This window comes from Nocardiopsis sp. LDBS0036, assembly GCF_041228755.1.
Taxonomy (GTDB): Bacteria; Actinomycetota; Actinomycetes; order Streptosporangiales; family Streptosporangiaceae; genus Nocardiopsis; species Nocardiopsis dassonvillei.
On record NZ_CP141103.1, the window covers coordinates 1,869,541 to 1,890,117 of the forward strand.

The 20,577-nt window shown below is 72.3% G+C and carries 15 protein-coding genes and 1 pseudogene; 10 read left to right on the forward strand and 6 right to left on the reverse strand.

Translation table 11 applies throughout. The annotated features are described in order from the left end of the window. Positions 1-11: 11 nt before the first annotated feature. The gene (locus UIS43_RS07795) at positions 12-1,103 is read left to right on the forward strand and encodes a DUF4349 domain-containing protein (protein ID WP_232238485.1); all 1,092 of its coding nucleotides are present in this window, start codon (positions 12-14) and stop codon (positions 1,101-1,103) included. Between the two features lie 376 nt (positions 1,104-1,479). Here UIS43_RS07795 and hemE read toward each other — a convergent pair whose 3' ends face one another. Next, positions 1,480-2,505: a uroporphyrinogen decarboxylase gene (gene hemE / locus UIS43_RS07800; protein ID WP_071623235.1), complete on the reverse strand. Its 1,026-nt coding sequence runs from the start codon at positions 2,503-2,505 to the stop codon at positions 1,480-1,482. A 302-nt stretch (positions 2,506-2,807) separates the two neighbouring features. Between hemE and UIS43_RS07805 the strand changes: the two genes are divergently transcribed. From UIS43_RS07805 to UIS43_RS07815, 3 genes are all read left to right on the forward strand, one after another. Beyond that, positions 2,808-3,383 (forward strand): DUF3000 domain-containing protein, encoded by a 576-nt coding sequence (locus UIS43_RS07805; protein WP_013153850.1) that lies wholly within the window; start codon positions 2,808-2,810, stop codon positions 3,381-3,383. 89 nt (positions 3,384-3,472) lie between these two features. After that, entirely contained in the window at positions 3,473-4,726 is a 1,254-nt protein-coding gene (locus UIS43_RS07810) for a ribonuclease D (RefSeq protein WP_041552771.1), read from the forward strand. Between the two features lie 200 nt (positions 4,727-4,926). Further along, complete coding sequence (locus tag UIS43_RS07815) at positions 4,927-5,952, forward strand: tetratricopeptide repeat protein (protein ID WP_086000758.1); 1,026 nt, start codon at positions 4,927-4,929, stop codon at positions 5,950-5,952. A gap of 165 nt (positions 5,953-6,117) precedes the next feature. Here the strand turns inward: UIS43_RS07815 and UIS43_RS07820 are convergent. Next, positions 6,118-7,167 (reverse strand): annotated as a pseudogene (locus UIS43_RS07820) (ABC transporter transmembrane domain-containing protein); the annotation flags it as partial. 260 nt (positions 7,168-7,427) lie between these two features. Between UIS43_RS07820 and UIS43_RS07825 the strand changes: the two are divergent. Together UIS43_RS07825 and UIS43_RS07830 are read left to right on the forward strand one after the other, a co-directional pair. Continuing rightward, the gene (locus tag UIS43_RS07825; RefSeq protein ID WP_013153854.1) at positions 7,428-8,627 is read left to right on the forward strand and encodes an acetyl-CoA C-acyltransferase; all 1,200 of its coding nucleotides are present in this window, start codon (positions 7,428-7,430) and stop codon (positions 8,625-8,627) included. Positions 8,628-8,629: 2 nt separating this feature from the next. Beyond that, positions 8,630-10,771: a 3-hydroxyacyl-CoA dehydrogenase NAD-binding domain-containing protein gene (locus UIS43_RS07830; protein ID WP_013153855.1), complete on the forward strand. Its 2,142-nt coding sequence runs from the start codon at positions 8,630-8,632 to the stop codon at positions 10,769-10,771. A 62-nt stretch (positions 10,772-10,833) separates the two neighbouring features. Here the strand turns inward: UIS43_RS07830 and UIS43_RS07835 are convergent, their stop codons facing one another. After that, entirely contained in the window at positions 10,834-11,133 is a 300-nt protein-coding gene (locus UIS43_RS07835; RefSeq protein ID WP_013153856.1) for a YrhK family protein, read from the reverse strand. 128 nt (positions 11,134-11,261) lie between these two features. Between UIS43_RS07835 and UIS43_RS07840 the strand changes: the two genes are divergently transcribed. Next, the gene (locus tag UIS43_RS07840; protein WP_232833036.1) at positions 11,262-12,122 is read left to right on the forward strand and encodes a hypothetical protein; all 861 of its coding nucleotides are present in this window, start codon (positions 11,262-11,264) and stop codon (positions 12,120-12,122) included. Between the two features lie 188 nt (positions 12,123-12,310). Here UIS43_RS07840 and UIS43_RS07845 read toward each other — a convergent pair whose 3' ends face one another. After that, entirely contained in the window at positions 12,311-12,415 is a 105-nt protein-coding gene (locus UIS43_RS07845) for an NAD-dependent epimerase/dehydratase family protein (RefSeq protein ID WP_013153858.1), read from the reverse strand. A 114-nt stretch (positions 12,416-12,529) separates the two neighbouring features. Here UIS43_RS07845 and UIS43_RS07850 point away from each other — a divergent pair, with 114 nt between their 5' ends. After that, a complete protein-coding gene (locus tag UIS43_RS07850) occupies positions 12,530-12,991 on the forward strand; it encodes a MarR family winged helix-turn-helix transcriptional regulator (RefSeq protein WP_013153859.1) in 462 nt (153 codons plus the stop codon). A 45-nt stretch (positions 12,992-13,036) separates the two neighbouring features. On the opposite strand, the gene UIS43_RS07855 is transcribed toward UIS43_RS07850, so the two are convergent. Together UIS43_RS07855 and UIS43_RS07860 are read right to left on the reverse strand one after the other, a co-directional pair. Beyond that, positions 13,037-15,259: an MMPL family transporter gene (locus UIS43_RS07855; RefSeq protein ID WP_370012910.1), complete on the reverse strand. Its 2,223-nt coding sequence runs from the start codon at positions 15,257-15,259 to the stop codon at positions 13,037-13,039. Positions 15,260-15,755: 496 nt separating this feature from the next. Continuing rightward, the gene (locus UIS43_RS07860; RefSeq protein ID WP_117198795.1) at positions 15,756-17,972 is read right to left on the reverse strand and encodes an MMPL family transporter; all 2,217 of its coding nucleotides are present in this window, start codon (positions 17,970-17,972) and stop codon (positions 15,756-15,758) included. Positions 17,973-18,121: 149 nt separating this feature from the next. Between UIS43_RS07860 and UIS43_RS07865 the strand changes: the two genes are divergently transcribed. Together UIS43_RS07865 and UIS43_RS07870 are read left to right on the forward strand one after the other, a co-directional pair. Then, on the forward strand, positions 18,122-18,904 hold the full coding sequence (locus tag UIS43_RS07865) for a TetR/AcrR family transcriptional regulator (protein ID WP_013153863.1): 783 nt from the start codon (positions 18,122-18,124) through the stop codon (positions 18,902-18,904). 794 nt (positions 18,905-19,698) lie between these two features. Then, on the forward strand, positions 19,699-20,553 hold the full coding sequence (locus tag UIS43_RS07870) for a neutral zinc metallopeptidase (RefSeq protein ID WP_232051679.1): 855 nt from the start codon (positions 19,699-19,701) through the stop codon (positions 20,551-20,553). Positions 20,554-20,577: the final 24 nt, after the last annotated feature.

A 20,577-nucleotide genomic window follows, 5' to 3' on the forward strand; every position in this document is an offset into this window, starting at 1 on the left:
TCGAAGCGGGCATGGTTACCTCAGCCCTCCCCCCGGCCCGGCGTGTCGCCGGGACCGTGCTCTCCGTGGGCCTGGCGGCCCTCCTGGCCACGTCCTGCGCCTCCCCCATGTCCGACGGCGGCGCCGGGGCCGTCAACGAGTCCGCGGCCGTGGCCCCAGAGTCCGCTGACCGGGCGCTGCCCGGGGAGCAGGCGGGCCCGGAGTCCGCCGAGGAGGGCGGCGGCTCGGCCGTCGGCTCCGAGGTGGAGATCGGCGACCGGGAACTGGTCCACACCGCCGATCTGTCGGTACGGGTCGAGGACGTGTCCGAGGCGGTCGGGCTCGCCAAGGAGCTGACCCTGGACGCGGGCGGCTACGTCGCCTCGGAGCGGGTGTCGACCCCCCGGGGCGGTTCCCCCGAGGGGTCGCTGACGCTGCGCATCCCGGGCGACGGCTACGAGGGCGCCCTGGAGGAGCTGTCGCGGTTGGGCGACCGCTCCGACCTGGAGCGGTCGGTGCAGGACGTCACCGAGGAGGTGGCCGACGTCGAGAGCCGCATCGAGTCCTCCGAGACCGCCCTGGAGACGCTGCGCGGCTACCTGGAGGAGGCCGAGAACGTCGACGAGCTGCTGCGGGTGGAGGGCGAGATCCAGGACCGCCAGGCGGAGCTGGAGGCCTTCCAGGCGCGGTTGGAGACGCTGCGCGACCAGACGGCGTACTCGACGGTGAACCTGACCCTGCTGCCTCCGGAGACCTACCTGGAGGAGCCCTCGGAGGACTCCATCGGCTTCCTCGGCGGCCTGGAGCGCGGCTGGCGGGCGCTGGTGACCTTCGGCGGGGGCGTGGCCGTGGTCGTGGGCTGGCTGCTGCCGTTCCTGGTGGTGGCCGCCGTGCTGGGCGCGGGACCGCTGTGGTGGTACCGCTCGCGTCGGCGCGCGTCCGCGAAGGGCGCCTCCTCCACGGACGGCAGGACCGGCTCCGCGAAGGGCGCCGCCCCGGTGGGCGCCGCGTCCGACCGTCCGGCCCCGGGCCGTCCCTCGGGCGGCGCCGAGGACACCGCGAAGGACAAAGGCCCCGGCACGTCCTCCGGGCCCGGCGGAAGGCCGCCCGGGGACGGGGGGTGAACCCGCGCCGACGGCGCCCGGCCCCGCGTGTCGGGGGCGGGCGGGGGCAGGGTCCGTCCTCGAATCGGCCTCAGCCTCCGGGTGGTGGTTCGGGTGCCCACGGGGTTCTGGAGGTGCCGGAGGTGGGACTGCAAGGAGAGCTGCGCCGTAGGCGTCGGTTGAGGGTGGTGGCGGGCGACGGTGTGGGCACGAGCCGTCTCACCGGAGACACCGCTGTGCTCGCTTCAACCCGATTCCCGCGTCGAAGGGCACCCGAACAGCGAAAGTACCGCGCTTCGCGTCCGTTGAGGGTGGTAGCCCGCCCCGCCGCGCAGCGCCCCAGCGGGCGATGGCGGGCGACGGGCGGGCCGAAGCGAAGCGGAGGTCCCGAGAGAACCTAGACGGCGGTCTCCTCGTGCACGAACGCGGTGAGCCGCTGGAGCATGTCCGGGTCGGTGCTGGGCAGCACGCCGTGGCCCAGGTTGAAGACGTGGCCGTCGGCGGCGCGGCCACGGGCCAGGATGTCGCGGGTGCGCTCGGCGACGACCTCCCAGGGCGCGAACAGGGTGGCCGGGTCGAGGTTGCCCTGGAGGGCGGTGCCGGGCTGGACGCGCTGGACCGCCTTGTCCAGCGGCACGCGCCAGTCCACGCCCACGACGTCGGCCCCGGCCTCGCTGAGCAGGCTGAGCAGTTCGCCGGTGCCCACACCGAAGTGGATGCGCGGCACCTCGTGCTGGGCGAGCTGGCCGAAGATCCACGAGGTGTAGGGCAGCACCGAGGCGCGGTAGTCCTCGGCGCTCAGGGCGCCCACCCAGGAGTCGAAGAGCTGGACGGCGCTGGCGCCCGCCTCGATCTGGGTGCGCAGGAAGCCCAGGGAGATGGTGGCCAGGCGGCGCATCAGCTCGTCCCACAGTTCGGGCTCGCCGTACATGAGCGCCTTGGTGTGCTCGTGGTTCTTGGAGGGACCGCCCTCGATGAGGTACGAGGCCAGGGTGAACGGGGCGCCCGCGAAGCCGATGAGGGGCTTGTCGCCCAGCTCGCCGACCAGCTGGCCCACGGCCTCGGTGATGTAGGGCACGTCGCCGGGCTCGATCTCGCGCAGCCGCTTGACGCCGGTCGCGTCGCGGATCGGGTCGGCGACCACGGGGCCGACGCCGGGCTTGATGTCGAGGTCGATGCCGATGGCCTTGAGCGGCACGACGATGTCGCTGAAGAAGATCGCGGCGTCGACGTCGTAGCGGCGCACCGGCTGCATCGTGATCTCGGTGATCATGTCGGGGCGCGCGCAGGCCTCAAGCATCGGCACGTCGGCGCGGACCCGTCGGTACTCGGGCAGGGAGCGCCCCGCCTGGCGCATGAACCACACCGGGGTGTGGGACACGGGAAGGCGTCGGCAGGCGCGGAGGAAAGGAGAATCTTGCAGGGTCACCCCTCGATCGTGCCATGCCCCGCCCGGTGCTCCCACTCGGATCGCCGAACCCGGACGCGCCCGTGCGCGCACCCGCGGCGGGGCCGGGGAGGGCGCGAACCGGCACCGTCGGCGACCGGCCGGTCCCAAGATCATCACAAAACGCCGACACGCCGGGCGAACTCCGACTCGCGGCCCGTGACTCATGCCACGGTCTTTGACGTGCCCACCTTTCCGCCCCCGGCGGAGAGGCGGAGCATGTCCGCACGCCCCCGCCCAGACGTGATCACCCCAGAATGAAGGCTGACGTTCCCACCATGCCCGATGCCGGTAGCGCCGAGGACGCACACGAGACGTTCCGGCGAGCGGTCGAGGCCCTGCGCTCACCCCTCCCGCGACCCGAGATCACCGTCCGGGAGATCCCCGCCCCCCAGCGGCTGGCCCCCCACTCCGCCGCGGTCTCGGCCGAGGTGACCGTCCACGGAGAGGAGGTCGCCTGGGGCAGACTCATCGTCCTGTACGACCCCGAGGGCACCCGCGACTGGCCGGGGCCCTTCCGGGTGGTCTGCCAGGCCAACTCCGAACTGGAGTCGGAGATCGCGACCGACCCCCTGCTCGGACCGGTCGCCTGGAGCTGGCTGACCGACGCCCTGGACGCGTACGGCGCCACGCACCACACGCTGAGCGGCACGGTCACCCGTGCCACCACCGAGGGCTTCGGCACCAAGGCGGACCAGGGCGCCACCACCGAGGTGGAGATGCGCGCCTCCTGGACACCGGAGTCCGACGACCTGACCGGGCACGTCCAGGCGTGGTCGGCGCTGCTGGCCTCGGCCGCGGGGCTGCCGCCGCTGGACGTCACCGACATCACCGGAAAGCGCTCCCGGCCCTGACCGCGGGCCCCTGTGTCCCCGGGGCCCGCGGCCGGTCCGGATCCGCGTCCGGTGGCGACAGCGCATACCGTAGTGGTGTGGCGAACGCGTTGAACTCCAAGACAGAACCCCGCGAACCAGGCAACGACGACGACGCCGAGAGGGCCCCCCTTCTGCGGGAACCTCGCGAGGGCCTGCCCGAGGTCACCTCCGACGCCGACGCGCTGGCCGGTGTGGTCGCCGCGCTCTCCGCCGGGACCGGCCCCGTCGCGGTGGACGCCGAACGCGCCTCCGGGTACCGGTACGGGCAGCGCGCCTACCTGGTCCAGCTGCGCCGCGAGGGAGCGGGGTCGGCGCTGATCGACCCCATCGCCTGCCCGGACCTGAGCGCGCTCAACGACGCCGTGGGCGACGCCGAGGTGGTGCTGCACGCCGCGCACCAGGACCTGCCCTGCCTGAGCGAGATCAACCTGCGCCCCCGGAGCCTGTTCGACACCGAACTGGCCGGGCGGCTGCTGGGCTACCAGCGGGTCGGCCTGGGATTCATGGTGGAGCGGCTGCTCCACCTGCGGCTGGCCAAGGAGCACTCGGCCGTGGACTGGTCCCAGCGCCCGCTGCCGGAGGACTGGCTGCGCTACGCGGCGCTGGACGTGGAGATCCTCATCGACCTGCGGGACTCCCTGGAGGTCGAACTGGAGGAGACCGGCAAGCTCGAATGGGCGCGTGAGGAGTTCGCCGCGGTCCTGTCCGCGCCGCCCAAGGAACCGCGTACCGACCCCTGGCGGCGCACCTCGGGCATCCACCGGGTGCGCAACCAGCGCGCCCTGGCCGCCGTGCGCGAGCTCTGGTACGAGCGCGACCGCATCGCCCAGGAGCGGGACATCTCGCCCGGCCGGGTGCTGCCGGACGCGGCGATCGTGGAGGCGGCCACCGCCATGCCGCGCACCACCACCGAGCTGGCCAAGATCCGGCAGTTCGGTATCAAGCTGGCGCGGCGCTACCTGACCACGTGGATCAAGGCGGTCAACCGGGCGCGCGACATGCCGCAGGCGGAGCTGCCCCGGCCCAACGCGCCGGGCGACGGCCCGCCGCCGGTGAACCGGTGGGGCGACCGGGCGCCGGAGGCGGCGCGGCGGCTGGAGGCGGCCCGGGCCACGGTCACGGGGATCGCCGAGGACGTCGTCATGCCGACCGAGAACCTGCTGCTGCCGGACACGGTGCGCCGCCTGGCGTGGGCGCCGCCGCGGGCGGTGGACCCCGACGCGGTGGGCGCGTTCCTGCGTGAGCGCGGAGCCCGTGAGTGGCAGGTCACCCTGACCGCGGAACCCCTGGCCACAGCGTTGCGGACGGCCGATCAGGCGTAGCGTTTTACCCCGTTCTGTCACGATCAACCCAGGAGTGAGCGAACTCACCGTGCCCTCAGGGCGTTTGGTGCCTGTTCCGTAGCCCGGTGTCCGATTAAGTTATAGAAACGTGCCCTGGCGCTTTCTGGGTACGGGTTGTCCAACGGGTGTTACGCCGCAGGCCTGGGGCCGCGGTGCGCGATCAGGGGAATGTGGTGATTGTGCTGTCGTTCTGGCGTGCGTTGCTGCGCGAGACCGGACTCAAGGGCGCGACCAGGACCCGGTCCGCCGATACCACCGTGCCTGCGCGCGCGGAGCAACCCGTGGAGAAGCCGGCGGAACGGCCGACCGGGGTCTCCGTGCCGAGCCCCGCGCCGGCGAGCGGTGCGCCCACCGAGCCGCTGGCCCTGACCGGGGCGCGCGAGGAGGCGGCGCGGACGACCTCCGGGGTGGCCCATGCCCCCGCCCCCACCGCCGGGATGCGGGCCGCCTCCCTGGAGCGGACGCTGCGTTCGCTGGTGGAGCGACTGGGTACCGAGCACCCGGACACGATCACCGCGCGCAACAACCTGGCGACCAAGTACGCGCAGATGGGGCGCCGACAGGCCGCGGTGCAGCAGTTCGAGCTGACCCTGGCCGAGGCGGTGGCGGTCTTCGGCGAGGAGCACCCGCGCACCGAGATCATCCGCGAGAACCTGGCCTGGGCCTACGAGGACGCCGGTCGTCCGGCGGACGCCGCGGGGCAGTGGGAGATGCTGCTGCGCGAGCGCGAGCGCCAGTTCGGCTCGGCCGACGAGGACACCGTGGAGGCGCGCATGCGCCTGGCGGTCTGCTACCGGCGCAGCGGCCGCCTGGACGCGGCCGTGGTGCACTACGAGCGGGCCATCGAGGACGTGGCCTCCACCGAGCGCCGTGAGGAGCTGCGGCTGGGGCTGAGCGCGGCGCAGAGCATGTCCGGGCGCTACGAGGACGCGATCGGGCAGCTGCGGATGGTGCTGGCCGGGCGGCGGCGCCGCCTGGGCAAGGGGCACCTGGACACCCTGACGGTGCACCACCGCCTGGGCCGCGCCTACACGCAGGCGGGACGCTCCGACGAGGCGGTGGAGGTGCTGCGCGACGCCTACCGGGTGGCGCTGAACTCCTCCGGCGACCCGGAGGTGCGGCGGCTGACGCTGCGGCTGCGCCGCGACCTGGCGGGCGCCTACAACGCCGCGGGCCGGTACCGCGAGGCCAACGCGCTGCTGTGAGCGGCCGCGCCTTGCAGGGCGGGGACGGCGCGACGGGGACGACCGTCGTCCCCGTCGATCGGTCCGCGGGCGATGGCGGGAGGGCGGCGCGCGCAGAGCGCCTGATCCGGTGAGACGGCCTCGGAGGGGCCGGGGTCGCGCGACCCCGGCCCCCCGGCGTGTCCAGGGGGCCTCGGCGGTGAGCAGCTGCCCGGCGGCGGGGTCGCGGTAGAGGTCGTCGGCGGCCACCAGCTCCTCGTGGGTGCCCACGGCGCGCACCCGTCCGGCGTCCATGACCACGATCCGGTCGGTGCTGGTGACCGTGGACGGCCGGTGCGCCACGACGATGACGTTGGTGTGGCGGGCCGCGTCCAGCATGATCTCCTTGAGGGCCCTCTCGTTGGCGGCGTCCAGTTGGGAGGTCGCCTCGTCCATGAGCAGCAGCCGGGGGCCGCGCGGCAGGGCGCGGGCGATGGCCACCCGCTGGCGCTCCCCTCCGGAGATCGTCAGGCCCCTGCGCCAGGACTCGACCGCGGCGGCGTCCAGGCAGGCGGTCTCCGCCTCCTCCGCCGAGGAGGCCTTGACGGTGCGGAAGGCGCCGAAGGTCCGCTCCAGGCGCGAACCCATCTCGCCGAGCGCGGCCCGGGCCGCCTGGGTGGCGGTGCCGATCCGGGGCAGGATCACGCCCATGACCGGGCCGACCATGACGATCATCGCGGCGGCCAGCAGGAACAGGAGGCCGTCGAGGGCGGCCATGGCCACGACGCCGCCCACCAGGAGCACCGAGCCGGTGAACAGGTCGGTGATGCCGCTGGTGGCGACCGTGCGCAGCGGGGTGGTGTCCGCGGTCAGGCGGGCCACCGGGTCGCCGGGCTTGAGGCGGTCGACCTCGGCCACGCGCGGTCGGACCAGTCGGCCCACCAGGCCCGGCGCACGCCGAGCACGACGCTCTGGCCGGTGCGCTCCAGCAGGAAGGCGCCCAGGGAGCCGATGAGGGCGCCGCCGAGGATGACGGCGGTCAGGGCCAGGACCGGTCCGAGGATGGGCCCCCGCGCCGAGGGCGTCGATGACCTACTTGGCCAGGAGGGGCTGGGACAGGCTGGTGAGGCCGCCCAGGAAGGTGAGCGCCCCGCCCAGGACGAGCACCCGCCCGTGGGGGCGGGCGTACTCCCCCCGGCGGCGCGGGGACGCCTTGGGCTCGGCGTCCGGTGCCGCGGCGTGGTCGGCGTCGCGCACGCCCGGATCTGACACGTGGGCCCCCGATGCCCTCGCACGGCGTCTTCGCGCCGCCCGCTGTGGTTCGCTGTGTTCCGTGGTGGAACGTCCGATCGGCAAACCGCGCGCGGGGCGGGCGGTGCCACCGCCGAAAGTCGGAGATCGCCCCTGACTTCCGCCCCTGACCGAAGTCGGGGGGCTCCACTGCTCGCAGAAGTTGTTACTGACGAGTAGCATGGGGGTCGACGAGTCCATCCACCCTTGGAGAAGGAGGGGCCATCGTGCCGCGAACTGCCCGCGATGTCGTGTTTGTCGACGGGGTCCGCACCCCGTTCGGCAAGTCAGGCAAGGGCCTCTACGCCGAGACGCGCGCCGACGACCTCGTCGTACGCGTGATCCGCGAACTGATGCGCCGCAACCCGGGGCTGCCCCCCGAGCGCGTCGACGAGGTCGCCATCGCCGCCACCACCCAGATCGGCGACCAGGGCCTGACGATCGGGCGCAGCGCCGCGATCCTCGCCGGACTGCCCCGCAGCGTCCCCGGCTACGCCATCGACCGCATGTGCGCCGGTGCGCTCACGGCCGTCACCACCTCCGGCGCGGGCATCGCCTTCGGCGCCTACGACGTGGTCATCGCGGGCGGAGTCGAGCACATGGGCCGCCACCCCATGGGCGAGGGCGTCGACCCCAACCCGCGCTTCCTCTCCGAGAAGCTCGTGGACCCGTCCGCGCTGGTCATGGGCAACACCGCCGAGAACCTGCACGACCGCTACCCCTCCATCACCAAGGAGCGGGCCGACGCCTACGCGGTGCGCAGCCAGGAGAAGGTCGCCAAGGCCTACGCCGACGGCCGGATCCAGCCCGACCTGGTCGAGGTCCTGGTCCGCTCCCTGGAGAAGGGCTACGGCCTGGCCACCCAGGACGAGCCGCCCCGGCCCGGCACCACCATGGAGACGCTGGCCTCCCTCAAGACCCCGTTCCGCGCGCACGGCAACGTGACGCCCGGCAACGCCGCCGGTCTCAACGACGGCGCCACCGGCGCCATCCTGGCCGCCGAGGACGTGGCCGGGGAACTGGGGCTGGACGCCAGGATGCGCCTGGTCGACTTCTCCTTCGCCGGAGTGGAGCCCGAGGTCATGGGCGTGGGCCCGGTCCCGGCCACCGAGAAGCTGTTCGCCCGCCAGGGCATCTCGATGGACGACATCGGCCTGATCGAGATCAACGAGGCCTTCGCCGTGCAGGTGCTGGCCTTCCTGGAGCACTTCGGCCTCGCCGACGACGACGCCCGCGTCAACCCCTGGGGCGGCGCCATCGCCCTCGGCCACCCGCTGGCCTCCTCGGGTGTGCGCCTGATGATGCAGCTCGCGCGCCAGTTCGCCGAGCGCCCCGACGTCCGCTACGGCCTGACCACCATGTGCGTCGGCATGGGCATGGGCGGAACCGTCCTGTGGGAGAACACCAACTACGAGGGGGGCAAGTGAGCATGCCCATCGACCAGTCCCACCCGTCGCCCGCCACCACCCTCAACGGAGACGCTTCGCGTCACAGTCCTATTTCGGAACTGTTCAGCGACGAGGTCGTCACCAACGCCCTCTCCCGCGACGTCGAACTCCCCTACGGCGCGGGCACCGCGGTCCTGATCACCCTGGACAACGGGCACGACCACACCAAGCCCAACACCTTCGGCCCCGGCGGACTGCTCAGCCTGGACGCGGCGATCGAGGCCGCCAGGGCGCGCACCGACATCGTGGCCGTGGCCGTCACCGGCAAGCCGTTCATCTTCGCCGTGGGCGCGGACCTGACCGGCGTCCCCGCCCTCCAGAACCGCGAGCAGGCGCACGCCATCGGCAAGCTGGGCCACGACGTGTTCCGCAAGCTCGGCGAGCTGGACGTGCCCACCTTCGCGCTGGTCAACGGCGCGGCCATGGGCGGCGGCGTCGAGGTGGCGCTGCACTGCACCTACCGCACCATCTCCTCGGGCGTCCCGGCGCTGTCGCTGCCGGAGACCTTCCTGGGCCTGGTACCCGGCTGGGGCGGCACCTACCTGCTGCCGAACCTGATCGGCGCCGAGAAGGCCCTCAAGGTCATCATCGACAACCCGCTCGCCCAGAACAAGGTGCTCAAGGGCACGCAGGCCTTCGAGATGGGCATCGCCGACGCGATGTTCGAGCCCGCCGACTTCGTCGAGGAGTCGCTGCGCTGGGCCGCCAGGGTCGTCAAGGGCGACGTCGTGGTCGAGCGCCCCGAGGTCGACAAGGGCGAGGCCTGGGACAACGCGGTCAACATGGCCCGGTTCACCGTCGAGGGCAAACTGCACGGCGCCGCCCCGGCCCCGGCCCGCGCGGTCGAACTGGTCGCCCAGGCGAAGACCCGCACGCGCGACGAGGGCTTCGCGGCCGAGGACGACGCGCTGGCCGACCTGATCATGAGCGACGAGCTCAGGGCGGGCCTGTACGCGTTCGACCTGGTGCAAAAGCGCGCCAAGCGCCCCGCGGGAGCCCCCGACAAGTCGCTGGCCCGCAAGGTCACCAAGGTCGGCGTCGTCGGCGCCGGTCTGATGGCCGGACAGCTGGCGCTGCTGTTCGCCCGCCGCCTGGACGTGCCGGTCGTCATGACCGACCTGGACCAGGAGCGCCTGGACAGGGGCGTGGCCTACGTGCACGGCGAGGTGGACAAGCTCCTGAGGAAGGGCCGGGTCAACAACGACAAGGCCAACCACCTCAAGGCCCTGGTGACCGGCTCGCTGACCAAGGACGCCTTCTCCGACGCCGACTTCGTCATCGAGGCCGTGTTCGAGAAGATGGAGGTCAAGCAGCAGGTGTTCGCCGAGGTGGAGGCCGTGGTCTCCCCCGAGGCCGTCCTGGCCACCAACACCTCCTCGCTGTCGATCACCGAGATGGCGTCCAAGCTCCGGCACCCCGAGCGGGTCGTGGGCTTCCACTTCTTCAACCCGGTCGCGGTCCTGCCGCTGCTGGAGATCGTCCGCGGCGAGGCGACCGACGAGGCCGCCCTGGCCACGGCCTTCGCCACCGCCAAGAAGCTGAAGAAGACCGCGGTGCTGTGCAAGGACGCCCCGGCGTTCGTGGTCAACCGCCTGCTCACCCTGTTCATGGGCGAGGTCCTGGGCGCCGTCGGCGAGGGTACCGAGCCCGAGACGGCCGACCGCGCGGTGGCGCCCCTGGGCCTGCCGATGTCGCCGCTGCTGCTGCTCCAGCTGGTGGGCCCGGCGGTCGCGCTGCACGTGTCCGAGACCCTGCACGAGGCCTTCCCCGAGCGCTTCGCGGTCTCGGCCGAGCTGGCCGAGATCGTGAAGGCGGGCAAGACGGCGATCTACGCCCCCGACTTCAGCATCGACCCCGAGGTCCGCGCGCTGCTCGTGGGCGGCGACAAGCCGTCCGAGGAGAGCGAGATCCTGGACCGGGCGCTGCGCGCGCTGGCCCGGGAGATCCGGATCATGCTGGACGAGGGCGTCGTGGCCGAGGCCGCCGACATCGACCTGTGCCTGATCACCGGTGCGGGCTGGCCGTTCCACACCGGCGGCATCACCCCCTACCTGGACAGGGTCGGGGTGTCGGAGGCCGTGAACGGCAAGCGGTTCCACGAGGGCGACCCGAAGGCGTTCTAGCCTTCGCGCAACCCCGCGGCGGGCCCGGCAGCGGATGCCGGGCCCGCCGTCGCGTGTCCGGGTCAGAAGTCCTGGGAGGACTCCTCCCCGGTCGAGCCGGGGCTGGAGGAGCGCACGCGCCGGATGTGCAGCTGCCTGCCCAGCCGGATCACCGGGCGGATCAGCAGCTCGACACTGCCGACGAGGAAGCACCAGGTGCCCGCGGTGGTCCAGGCCTCGGAGAAGAACATGATGCTTCCGGCGATGAACCACAGGGCGATGAGGATGTCGTTGACGATGCTCGCGGCCTCGTAGCGGCGCCGGACGACGAGTTCGTCGTGCCCCACGTGCAGGACCAGCGGTCTGCTCTGCTTCTCGGACATGTTCGGCCCTCCCTGCGGGATCGTCTCGGCACCGCGTCTTCCCCTGCCCGAAGTGGGCGAACACGAAAAGTCACCACATAACGACTACTCGCACATACTTACTGGTAACCCTGTGTAACGTCTGCCTCGTGGCAATATCCGCTGAACACCAGATCTACACCGACCTGTTCGTCGAGGAACCCGAACTGACCATCGGTTTCTTGAGAAATCTGGGCATGTCCGTCCCCGAGTACACCAGCGTCGAAAGGGCCTCCTGCGACCTGGGCAATGTCCAGCCGACCGAGCGCAGAGCCGACGGCGTCCTCGAACTAAGGGGCCCACACCCCCTGTCCGGGCACAGTGAGAGCCGCTTGGGCATCGTGCTGGAGGTCCAACGCAAGGAGTCCGACCGCAAGAGATTCACGTGGCCGGAGTACCTGGCCACGCTACGGGCACGGTTGGAGTGCCCTGTCGCACTCATGGTGGTCTGCCCCAACAGGGCGACCGCCGCATGGTGCGCCGAACCGATCGCCATGGGCCACCCCGGATGGACACTGCATCCGATCGTCGTGGGGCCCGACCAGATTCCGGTTATCACAGACCCGGAGGAAGTCGGTCGCAGAGCAGCCTTGGGGGTTCTGTCAGCGATCACCCATGGCGACGGTGATCCGCGGGTACTACGAGCTCTGCATGACGGCCTGAGCTTCATCGCCCCGGAGGAGGCCAGGAAATACACTGAACACACACTGCTCCTGCTCGGACGCCACGGGCAAAGGCTTCTGGAGGAACTGTTGAAGACGGAGACCTACAGGTACAGCAGCGACTGGACCGAGAGCCTCAAGGCAGAGAGCAGGGCCGAGGACATCCTCCGTCTGCTCACCCTGCGCGGTGTCGACGTACCACAGGAGGCACGCGAGCGCATCAGCGCATGCCGCGACCACGACCAGCTCGACACCTGGCTCGACCGGACCATCAGCGTCACCCACATCGACGAACTCTTCGCCGAGTGACCTGAGAACCGTGACGGGCCCGGCTTCCCCCCGGAAGCCGGGCCCGTCCCTCGTGCTCAGCGGCGCGCGGAGGCCCGCACCGCGCCCGTCGAGAGCATGCCGTGCTGCCGGACCACGCCCGGGAAGAGCCGTCCGGCGGAGGTGGGCCCGGCGACCAGACGCAGGCGGGGGTCGTCGGACGGCAGGCGTCAGGCGCGGTCGGTGCCGCGGGCCAGGGCGACGACCTCCTGGCCGGGGCCGGGCAGCAGGCGCACGATGTCGCCGCCGAGGAGACCGGTCGCTCCGGTCACCACGGACCTGCTCCGCCCGGGGAGCGGTGCGACGTGGACTTGCGTATCGTTTCACACCCCAACCATAGAGTTCTATGATCATCTGATGAGTAGAAGCACTGGAGAGGGGGCCGAGGCGTGGAGAACGCACCCGGATGGGACACCCCCATGTGGCACACGACCGGTTTTCGACTGATCAAGCTGGGCGAACTGGTCCAGGCGACCACCTCGGCGGTCTTCGGGCCCCAGCAGATCACCTCCCGGCAGTTCCACGTGCTCTCCGCCGCGGAGGCGATGCCCCATCTCTCGCAGAAGGAGCTGAGCCGTGTGCTGGGTGTGGATCCGAACGTGATGGTGGGGCTGATCGACGACCTGGAGGAGCAGGGGCTGGCCAGGCGCGAGCGCAACCCCAGGGACCGCAGGCGCTACATCGTGACGCCCACGGACAAGGCGAGGACGCTGCTGGGGGAGGCCCGCGACGCGGTGGCCCGGGCGGAGTCGGAGTTCTTCGCCACCCTGTCCGGGAGCGAGGTGGCCCTCCTGCACGAGCTGTCGGGCCGCCTGCTCACCGAACACCCCCGGCTGACCAAGTACGAGTGAGGTTCCGGTGCCGGGGGCCGCCGCCCCCGGCACCGGAACCCCGGGTCACTCGGAGACGCCGAAGCGGGCGTGCACGCGCTTGAGCGGCGCCGGGGCCCACCAGTTGGCCCGTCCGGCCAGCCGCATGAACACCGGTACCAGCACGCCGCGGATGAGGGTGGCGTCCACCAGGATCACCACCGCCATGCCGACCGCCAGCATCATCAGGTACAGCACGTCGGAGACGGCGTAGGCGGCGAAGGAGGCGGCCAGGATGACGGCCGCCGCCGTGACCAGGGGGCCGCTGCGCTGGAGTCCGGCCGCGACCGCGCGGGTGTTGTCCCCGGTCAGGTCGTACTCCTCCTTGATCCGGGACATCATGAACACCTCGTAGTCCATGGACAGCCCGAAGGCGATGCAGAACATCAGGATGGGGAACGTCGTCTCCAGGCTGCCGTCGGCGGTGAAGCCCAGCAGCCCGGACAGGTTCCCCTCCTGGAAGATCCACACCATCACGCCGAACATCACCGCGAGGCTGAGCACGTTGAGCACGATCGCCTTGGCGGGCAGCAGGATGCTCCCGGTCATGAGGAACAGGATGACGAAGGTGATGGCGAGGATGAGGCCGAACACCAGCGGCACCTGCCCCAGCAGGGCCTCGCGGAAATCGGTCAGGTCGGCCGGGTAACCGCCGATCCGGGTCTCACCGGGCGCGGGCACGTCCCGGACCCGGTCGATGAGGTCCTCGACGTCCTCCAGGGCCCCGGCGGTGGGCACCACGGACAGCCACGTCCGCTCCGCCGACCCGAACCGCTCCTGTGCCCGCGGTTCGGCCCCGTCGGTCCGCTCCCCGCCGCTGAAGCGCCCGGTGAGCGCGTCCACCTGGTAGACGCCCTCCACCCGCGACAGGTCGGCGGCGTAGGCGCTGATGACGCCGGCCTCGGCCTCCCTGCCGGGTACGTCCACCAGCACCTGGACGGCGTCCATCTCCTCCTGGACGAAGTTCGCGCCGATCTGGTCCTGCACGTCGCGGCTGGAGGCCCCCTGCGGCAGCACGCGCGCGTCGGGCAGGCCGAAGTCGAGCCCCACCGCGGGCGCCGCCAGCACCAGGACCACCGCGAGCGCGGGCAGGCCCCACAGCAGCGGGCGGCGCATCATCCGCAGCGCGGTGGAGTGCCACCAGCCGCTGTCGGGGTCGGGCTCGCGCTTGGGCCGGACCCGGTGCCCGACCTTGGCCAGAGCCGCGGGCAGGATGACCAGCGCGGCGAACACCGAGGTCAGCACGGTTCCCACGCCCGCGTAGGCGAAGGACTGGAGGAAGGGGAAGGGGAAGAGCATCAGGCAGGACAGGGCCACCGCGACCGTCAGTCCGCTGAACAGGACGGTGCGCCCGGCCTTGGAGACGGCCAGGGAGACCGCCTCGGGGACCCGCCTGCCCCGGGCCAGCTCCTCGCGGAAGCGGTTGATGACGAACAGGCTGTAGTCCACGCCCAGGCCCACGCCCATGACCAGGGTGAGGTCGGCGGCGAAGGTGGACACGTCGGTGAGGTAGGTGACCCCGCGCAGCAGGGCGAGCGTGGTGACCACGGAGAGCAGGCCCATGCCCAGGGTCAGCGCCGCCACCGAGATCCTGCGGTAGAGGACGAGCAGGAGCACGAACACCAGCGGGAAGACGATGGCCTCGGCGAGCAGGAAGTCGGCCTGCGCCTGCTCGGCGGCCTGGCGGAAGACCTCGTCGCCGCCGCCGACCTCGACCCGGATGACCTCGTCGTCGCGGGTGAAGTCCGGCGAGATCCCGCCGAGCGCGGTGCGCGCCTCGGTGACCGTGCCCTCCATGCGCACGGTGATCAGCGCCTGGGTGCCGTCCTCGGAGCGCATCGCCGGGGACCCGCCGCGCCCCCAGTAGGAGGCGGTCTCGGCGACGCCCTCGCGTGAGGCCAGATCCCGTTCCAGGGCGGTGGCGGCCTCGACGACCCCGGGGTCGTCCACGGTGCCCCGCTGGGCGGTGACGAGCAGGAGGAAGTGGTGCTTGCCGGTGCCGAAGCCCTCCTCCAGTTGCTGTTCGACGCGCAGCGACTCCGATCCGGGGCTCTCGAAGCGGCTGAGCAGCAGCCGGTCCATGGTGCCCGCCGCCAGGGCCAGGGCGACCAGCACCAGCGCGACGCCGGCCAGGATCACCCGGCCCGGGCGGCGGGCCAGCCCGTCGCCGAGCCGGACCAGGAGCGGGGGCCTTCCCGGTGGTGCCCCCTGGCGGCCGGGGGGTGAGGTGGTCGTCGGGGACGTGGCCATGGTGGTCCCGCCTTCCAGGGTCAGGAGGTGGTGGGGGCGTGCCGCTCCGTCCACGCGGCCGACCCGACCGCCGCCAGCGGGACGGCCAGGACCCACCAGGGGTCGCGCGTGGTCAGCCTGGTCAGCGCGTCGGGCATCGTGTCACCCCCTTCGTTTGCGGGCGCGCGGGGCCGTCGGTGGCGACCGGAGTCCCCCGGCCGCCACCGCGCGTTCCCTCGTTGCCACGGTACAGTAAAAACATGAGATAATCACTAGGGCCGATAATAGGTTTCACATATCATTTGTTTGAGGGGCCGCTGGACCCCGGGCAGCGGGGCCGCGTCCGCCAGGCGGGGTCGCACAGGTCGGCCACCGCCGCCACCCAGGCGTCGGGGCACACCGACGGCCCCGCGACACGCACCCGACGCACTCCGCCCGCGGACGGCCGCGTCACGGCACCGCAGACAGCGAAACGACCCCGTCCGGGAGCTCCCGGACGGGGTCGCGCGACAGGCGGTCACACCCCCGCGTGCACCCTTCTGCGCCCGTCCCGCTCCACGGCGGGTTCGGGCCCGTCCTCGTCGCCGCCCTCGGAGATCCCGATCCGGTCGTGCAGCCAGCGCAGCGGCCGGGGCAGCCACCAGTTGGCCCCGCCCAGCAGGCGCATCGTGGCGGGCACCATGACCGCGCGCACCAGGGTGGCGTCCACCAGGACCGCGATGGCCAGGCCGATGCCGATGACCTTCAGGAAGAGCAGGTCCGAGGTGCCCATGGCCAGGAGCACCACCATCAGCAGGATCGCGGCGCTGGTGATGATCTGGCCGGTGTGCTGGAGCCCCGCCGCCACCGAGCGCGTGTTGTCCCCGGTGCGCAGGTACTCCTCGCGCACCCGGCTGAGCAGGAACAGCTCGTAGTCCATCGCCAGGCCGAAGGCCACGACGATGATCAGCACCAGGTAGGTGGGGTCGATGGTGCCCACCGCCTCGAACCCGAGCAGCCCGGAGAAGGCGCCCTCCTGGAAGCCCCAGACCACCACGCCCAGGGAGGCGCCCAGGGACAGCGCCCCCATGAGCACCGCCTTGACCGGCAGGACGATCGAACCGAAGGCGAGGAAGAGCAGGAGCAGGGTGGCCGTGGCGACGAAGCCCACGGTCATGGGCGCCGCGTCGACGATCGCCGCCACGTTGTCCTGCTGCATGGCGGCCACGCCGCCGACCAGGCTCTCCTCCGCCCCCTCCGGAACCGGTTCGGCGCGCACGTCGCGCACCAGGTCGGCGACCTCCGGGGAGTCGGAGGCGCCCCGGTAGGCGACCACGACGTGGGCGACGTCCTCGCCGGTGCGCTCCACCGTCGCCGACACGGCCTCCTCCAGGCCCGCCAGGCGCTCGGTGTACTCCTCCAGGGCCCCGTCGTCGGCGCCGCCGACCACCGCGACGTCGAGCGTGCCCAGGCCGCCCGCGGGGAAGTCGTCGGAGAGCGCCTCGGTGGCGATCCGGCTCCCGGAGTCGGCGGGCAGGTAGCGCTGGTCGGTGGAGCCGAGTTCGGTGGAGGCCAGGCCGGCGCTGAAGACCAGCAGGACGCCGCCGACCGCGACCAGGGACACGGCGGGGCCGCGCATGACGACGCGGGCCAGGCGCGACCAGGCCCCCTCGTGCACGGCTCCGGTGACGGTGCGGCGGGGCAGCGGCAGCCTCAGGCGGTTGACGCGGTGCCCGACCGCGGCCATCAGCGCGGGCAGGAAGACCAGCGCGGCCAGCAGGTCGAAGACCACGACGGCGATGCCGCCCCAGCCGATCGACTTGAGGATGGGCTGGGGGAAGAAGAGCAGGCCAGCGAAGGCGATGCCGACGGTGATGCCGGAGAAGGCCACGGTGCGTCCGGCGGTGTCCACCGTACGGCTCACCGCGTCGGCGATGCCGCGGCCCCGGCGCAACTCCTCCCGGAAGCGGCTGACCATGAACAGTCCGTAGTCGATCGCCAGCCCCAGGCCCAGGATGGTGGCGACGTTGATCGCGAACACCGACACCTCGGTGACGTGGGTCAGCGCGCGCAGGAGGGTCAGCGAGCCCAGGATGGCCAGGCCGCCGACGGCGAGCGGGACCAGGCCCGCGACGAGGCCGCCGAAGATCAGGACGAGCAGGAACAGCAGGATCGGCAGGGTGATGAGCTCGGCGCGGACGACGTCGCTCTCGGCGCTCTCGGCCAGCTCGTGCTCGATCGCCACCGAGCCGCCCAGGTGGACCTCCAGGTTGCTGGAGGACAGGTACTCGGCCACCTCCTCGTACTGGTGGAGGCGATCGGCGTGGGTCTCCCCGCTGAGGGTCACGGGGATGTAGGTGGCGTCCATGTCCTCGGCCACGAGCATGCCGCGCTCGGTCTCGCCGAGGTCCTCGTCGAGGTAGGTGTCGAAGTCGGCGACCGCGTCCTCGGGCATGCCGTCGGCGATACGCTGGACCGCCGCGGCGAAGGTGGGGTTGTCCACCCGGATCTCGTCGCTGCGGTAGACCGCGACGACGTCGACGCCGTCGTGGCCCAGCTCCTCCTCCAGGACGCGCGTGGCCCGCGCGGACTCGGAGTCGGGATCCTCGAACCCGCTCTCGCTGACGTCGGAGAAGAGCCCCGAGCCCCAGATCCCGGAGAAGACGGCGAAGACCGCGGTGGCGGCGAGGACCGCCCAGCGCCAGCGGTGGACTCCCCGTCCCAGCCGACCGAAAAGCCCCGTTTGTGTCGGCATACGCCGCCCTTTCAGGAAACAGACCCCATGTCCGTTAACGGTGTTTGCTAACGGTGTTCACTAAAGCGTGCGGGCGTTACGATGTCAACGTCGTCGACGAGGACCACGGCGCCCCGACCGGGCGCCCGAGACGGGGTGTAGCGCAACAGATGGCGAAACCGCAGCTGGACCGGGTGGCAGGGGGGCCGAGCCGCCGCGAGCGTGTGCGCGAGGCCACATTGGCGGAGATCAAGGGGATCGCCCGTCGGCACCTGGTCGAGCACGGGTCCGGCGGGGTGTCCCTGCGCGCCATCGCCCGGGAGATGGGGATGACCGCGCCGGGGCTGTACCGCTACGTGACGGGGATCGACGCGCTGCTGGTGCTCATCACCGCGGACATGTTCCAGGAACTGGGCGACGCGGTGGCCGCGGCGGACGCCAGCGTGCCCGCCGAGGACACCGACCTGCGCATCCTCACCTCGCTGCGGGCCTTCCGGGCCTGGGCGATCGGGCACCGGGCCGAGTTCGCCACGATGTTCGGTCCGCGCGTGCGCCTGGCCCCCGAGACCGACGTCACACCGGCGGTGGAGGCCGGGCGGCGCTTCGGGGCGACCTTCTACACCCTCTTCGACCGGCTTCTGTCGGAGGAGAGGTTCGTGCTGCCCGACGGGGACCGCATCACCCCGGAGCTGGCCCGCGATCTGCGCGCCTTCGCCGACACCTGCGGCTTCTCGGCGCCGCACATCCCGGTGGAGGCGGTCATGGTGCTCAGCACGTGCTGGGTACGCCTGTACGGGGTGGTGTGCATGGAGGTGTTCGAGCACCTCGACTTCGTGATGCGCGACATGGAACCGCTCTTCGAGTCCGAGCTCCAGAACATGCTGACGGGCCTGGGGGTTCGCTACCGGCCGCCGGAGAGCAGCGCCCCCACGACCATGGGTACGTCCGGTTAAGCCCCATACTGGAGTTCTGCGACTCTTGCCGGATTCGCCCTCCAGGCGGAGACGACACCCCGGCACGCTGCGGCACGATAGCGAGGACTGACCCCGTGGAGAACCCATCCGGCGGTGAGCGGCCCGGAGGCGAGACCCCCAGACCCGAGCGGTCCGGTACCGGAGGCGCCGTCTGCGGCCCCGGTGCCGAGGAGGCCACCGGACCCCGGGCGGACGGACGGGAACACGGCGAGGCGGAGCAGGGGCGGGACGGAGCCCCCTCCGCGCCCGTTCCCCCGCACCCCGGACCGACCGCGGACAGCACACTCCGCGTGCCCACCGCCCCGCACCCCGGACCGACCGCGGACGGCACGCCCCCCATGCCCGCTCCCCCGCACTCCGGACCAGGCGCGGACAGCACGCCCTCCGCCCCGGCGGCCCCGCACGCGGAGCGGACGGGGAACACCGCCCGACACCCCGCTCCCCCACGCCCCGGACCGGGCGCGGGCGCCCCGCCGTACCGCGCCGCTCCTCCCTCCCCGGGGGCGACACAGGCCGGTGCGCCGTACGGCCCCGTTCTCCCCGCCGCCCTCTACGGCCACCCCGTCCACCCGGGCGCCGGGTACGGCCCGCCCGTCACCGGCCCCGTCCCCGCGCCGCACCCCTGGCGGGCACCGGCCGCCCACACGCATCCCCACCCCTTCGCCCTCCCGCCCGGCGGACACCCCGCCGCCCACCCGGGGACGGGCTGGCAGCCGCCCGCGCCGCCCTGGACGCAGCCGCCGGGACGGCCCTCGCGCCGCGGTGGCGCGAGCGTGCTGCTCGGTTCGGCGAGCGCGGCCGCGATCGCCCTCGTGGCGCTGGCCGCGAGCATCCTCATCGTCGCCACCACCCCCCAGGAGGAGCCCCAGCCCACCGGCGTCGACCTGTCCGCCCACTACGACGACCGCCTCAGGGCGCGGCCCAACCAGGTGGAGGTCGACGTCGTCGACCACCCCCTCTACGACGTCGCCATGCCCGCACCGGTCGACTGCGACGTCCCCGAGCTGGACATGGACTCCGACGAGTCCTGGGAGGAGTTCGCGTCCGTCTCCGGGGAGTGCCTGAACAGACTGTGGGAGCCGGTGTTCGAGGACCTGGGCGTGTCCGTGGAGCTGCCCGAGTTCGCCGTCACCCGGACCTCTCCCGACCCCCCCGACGCCAGCCCGGAGGACGGGTACACGCTCGCCTACTACGAGAGCGACCTGAGCCGCGTCACCGTCGTGCTGCCCAACGTGCGCCACCTGGGCGCCCTGCTCCCCCCGGACGAGCGCGAGGAGGTCTGGCTCGCCCTGATGGGCCACGAGTACGGCCACCACGTGCAGTACGCCACCGGCATCCTGGGCGTCGCGCACGGCATGACCTGGAAGGCCGAGAACGAACAGGCCGAACTGGAGGCGCTGCGCCGCACCGAGCTCCAGGCCGAGTGCATGGCCGGGGTGGGCCTGCGCGGGATCACCGGCGCCGACGAGGAGGCGCTGCGCACGGCCAACGAGCACTTCAACGCCGGAGGCGACCTGGACACGCACGGCAGCGCGGGCAACCGGGCGTTCTGGCTGGAACAGGGCTGGTCGCAGGCGACCGTGGAGGGCTGCAACACCTACGGCGCCGCCACCGACCAGGTCGCCTGAGCCTCCGCCGCGGGCCCGGGGAGG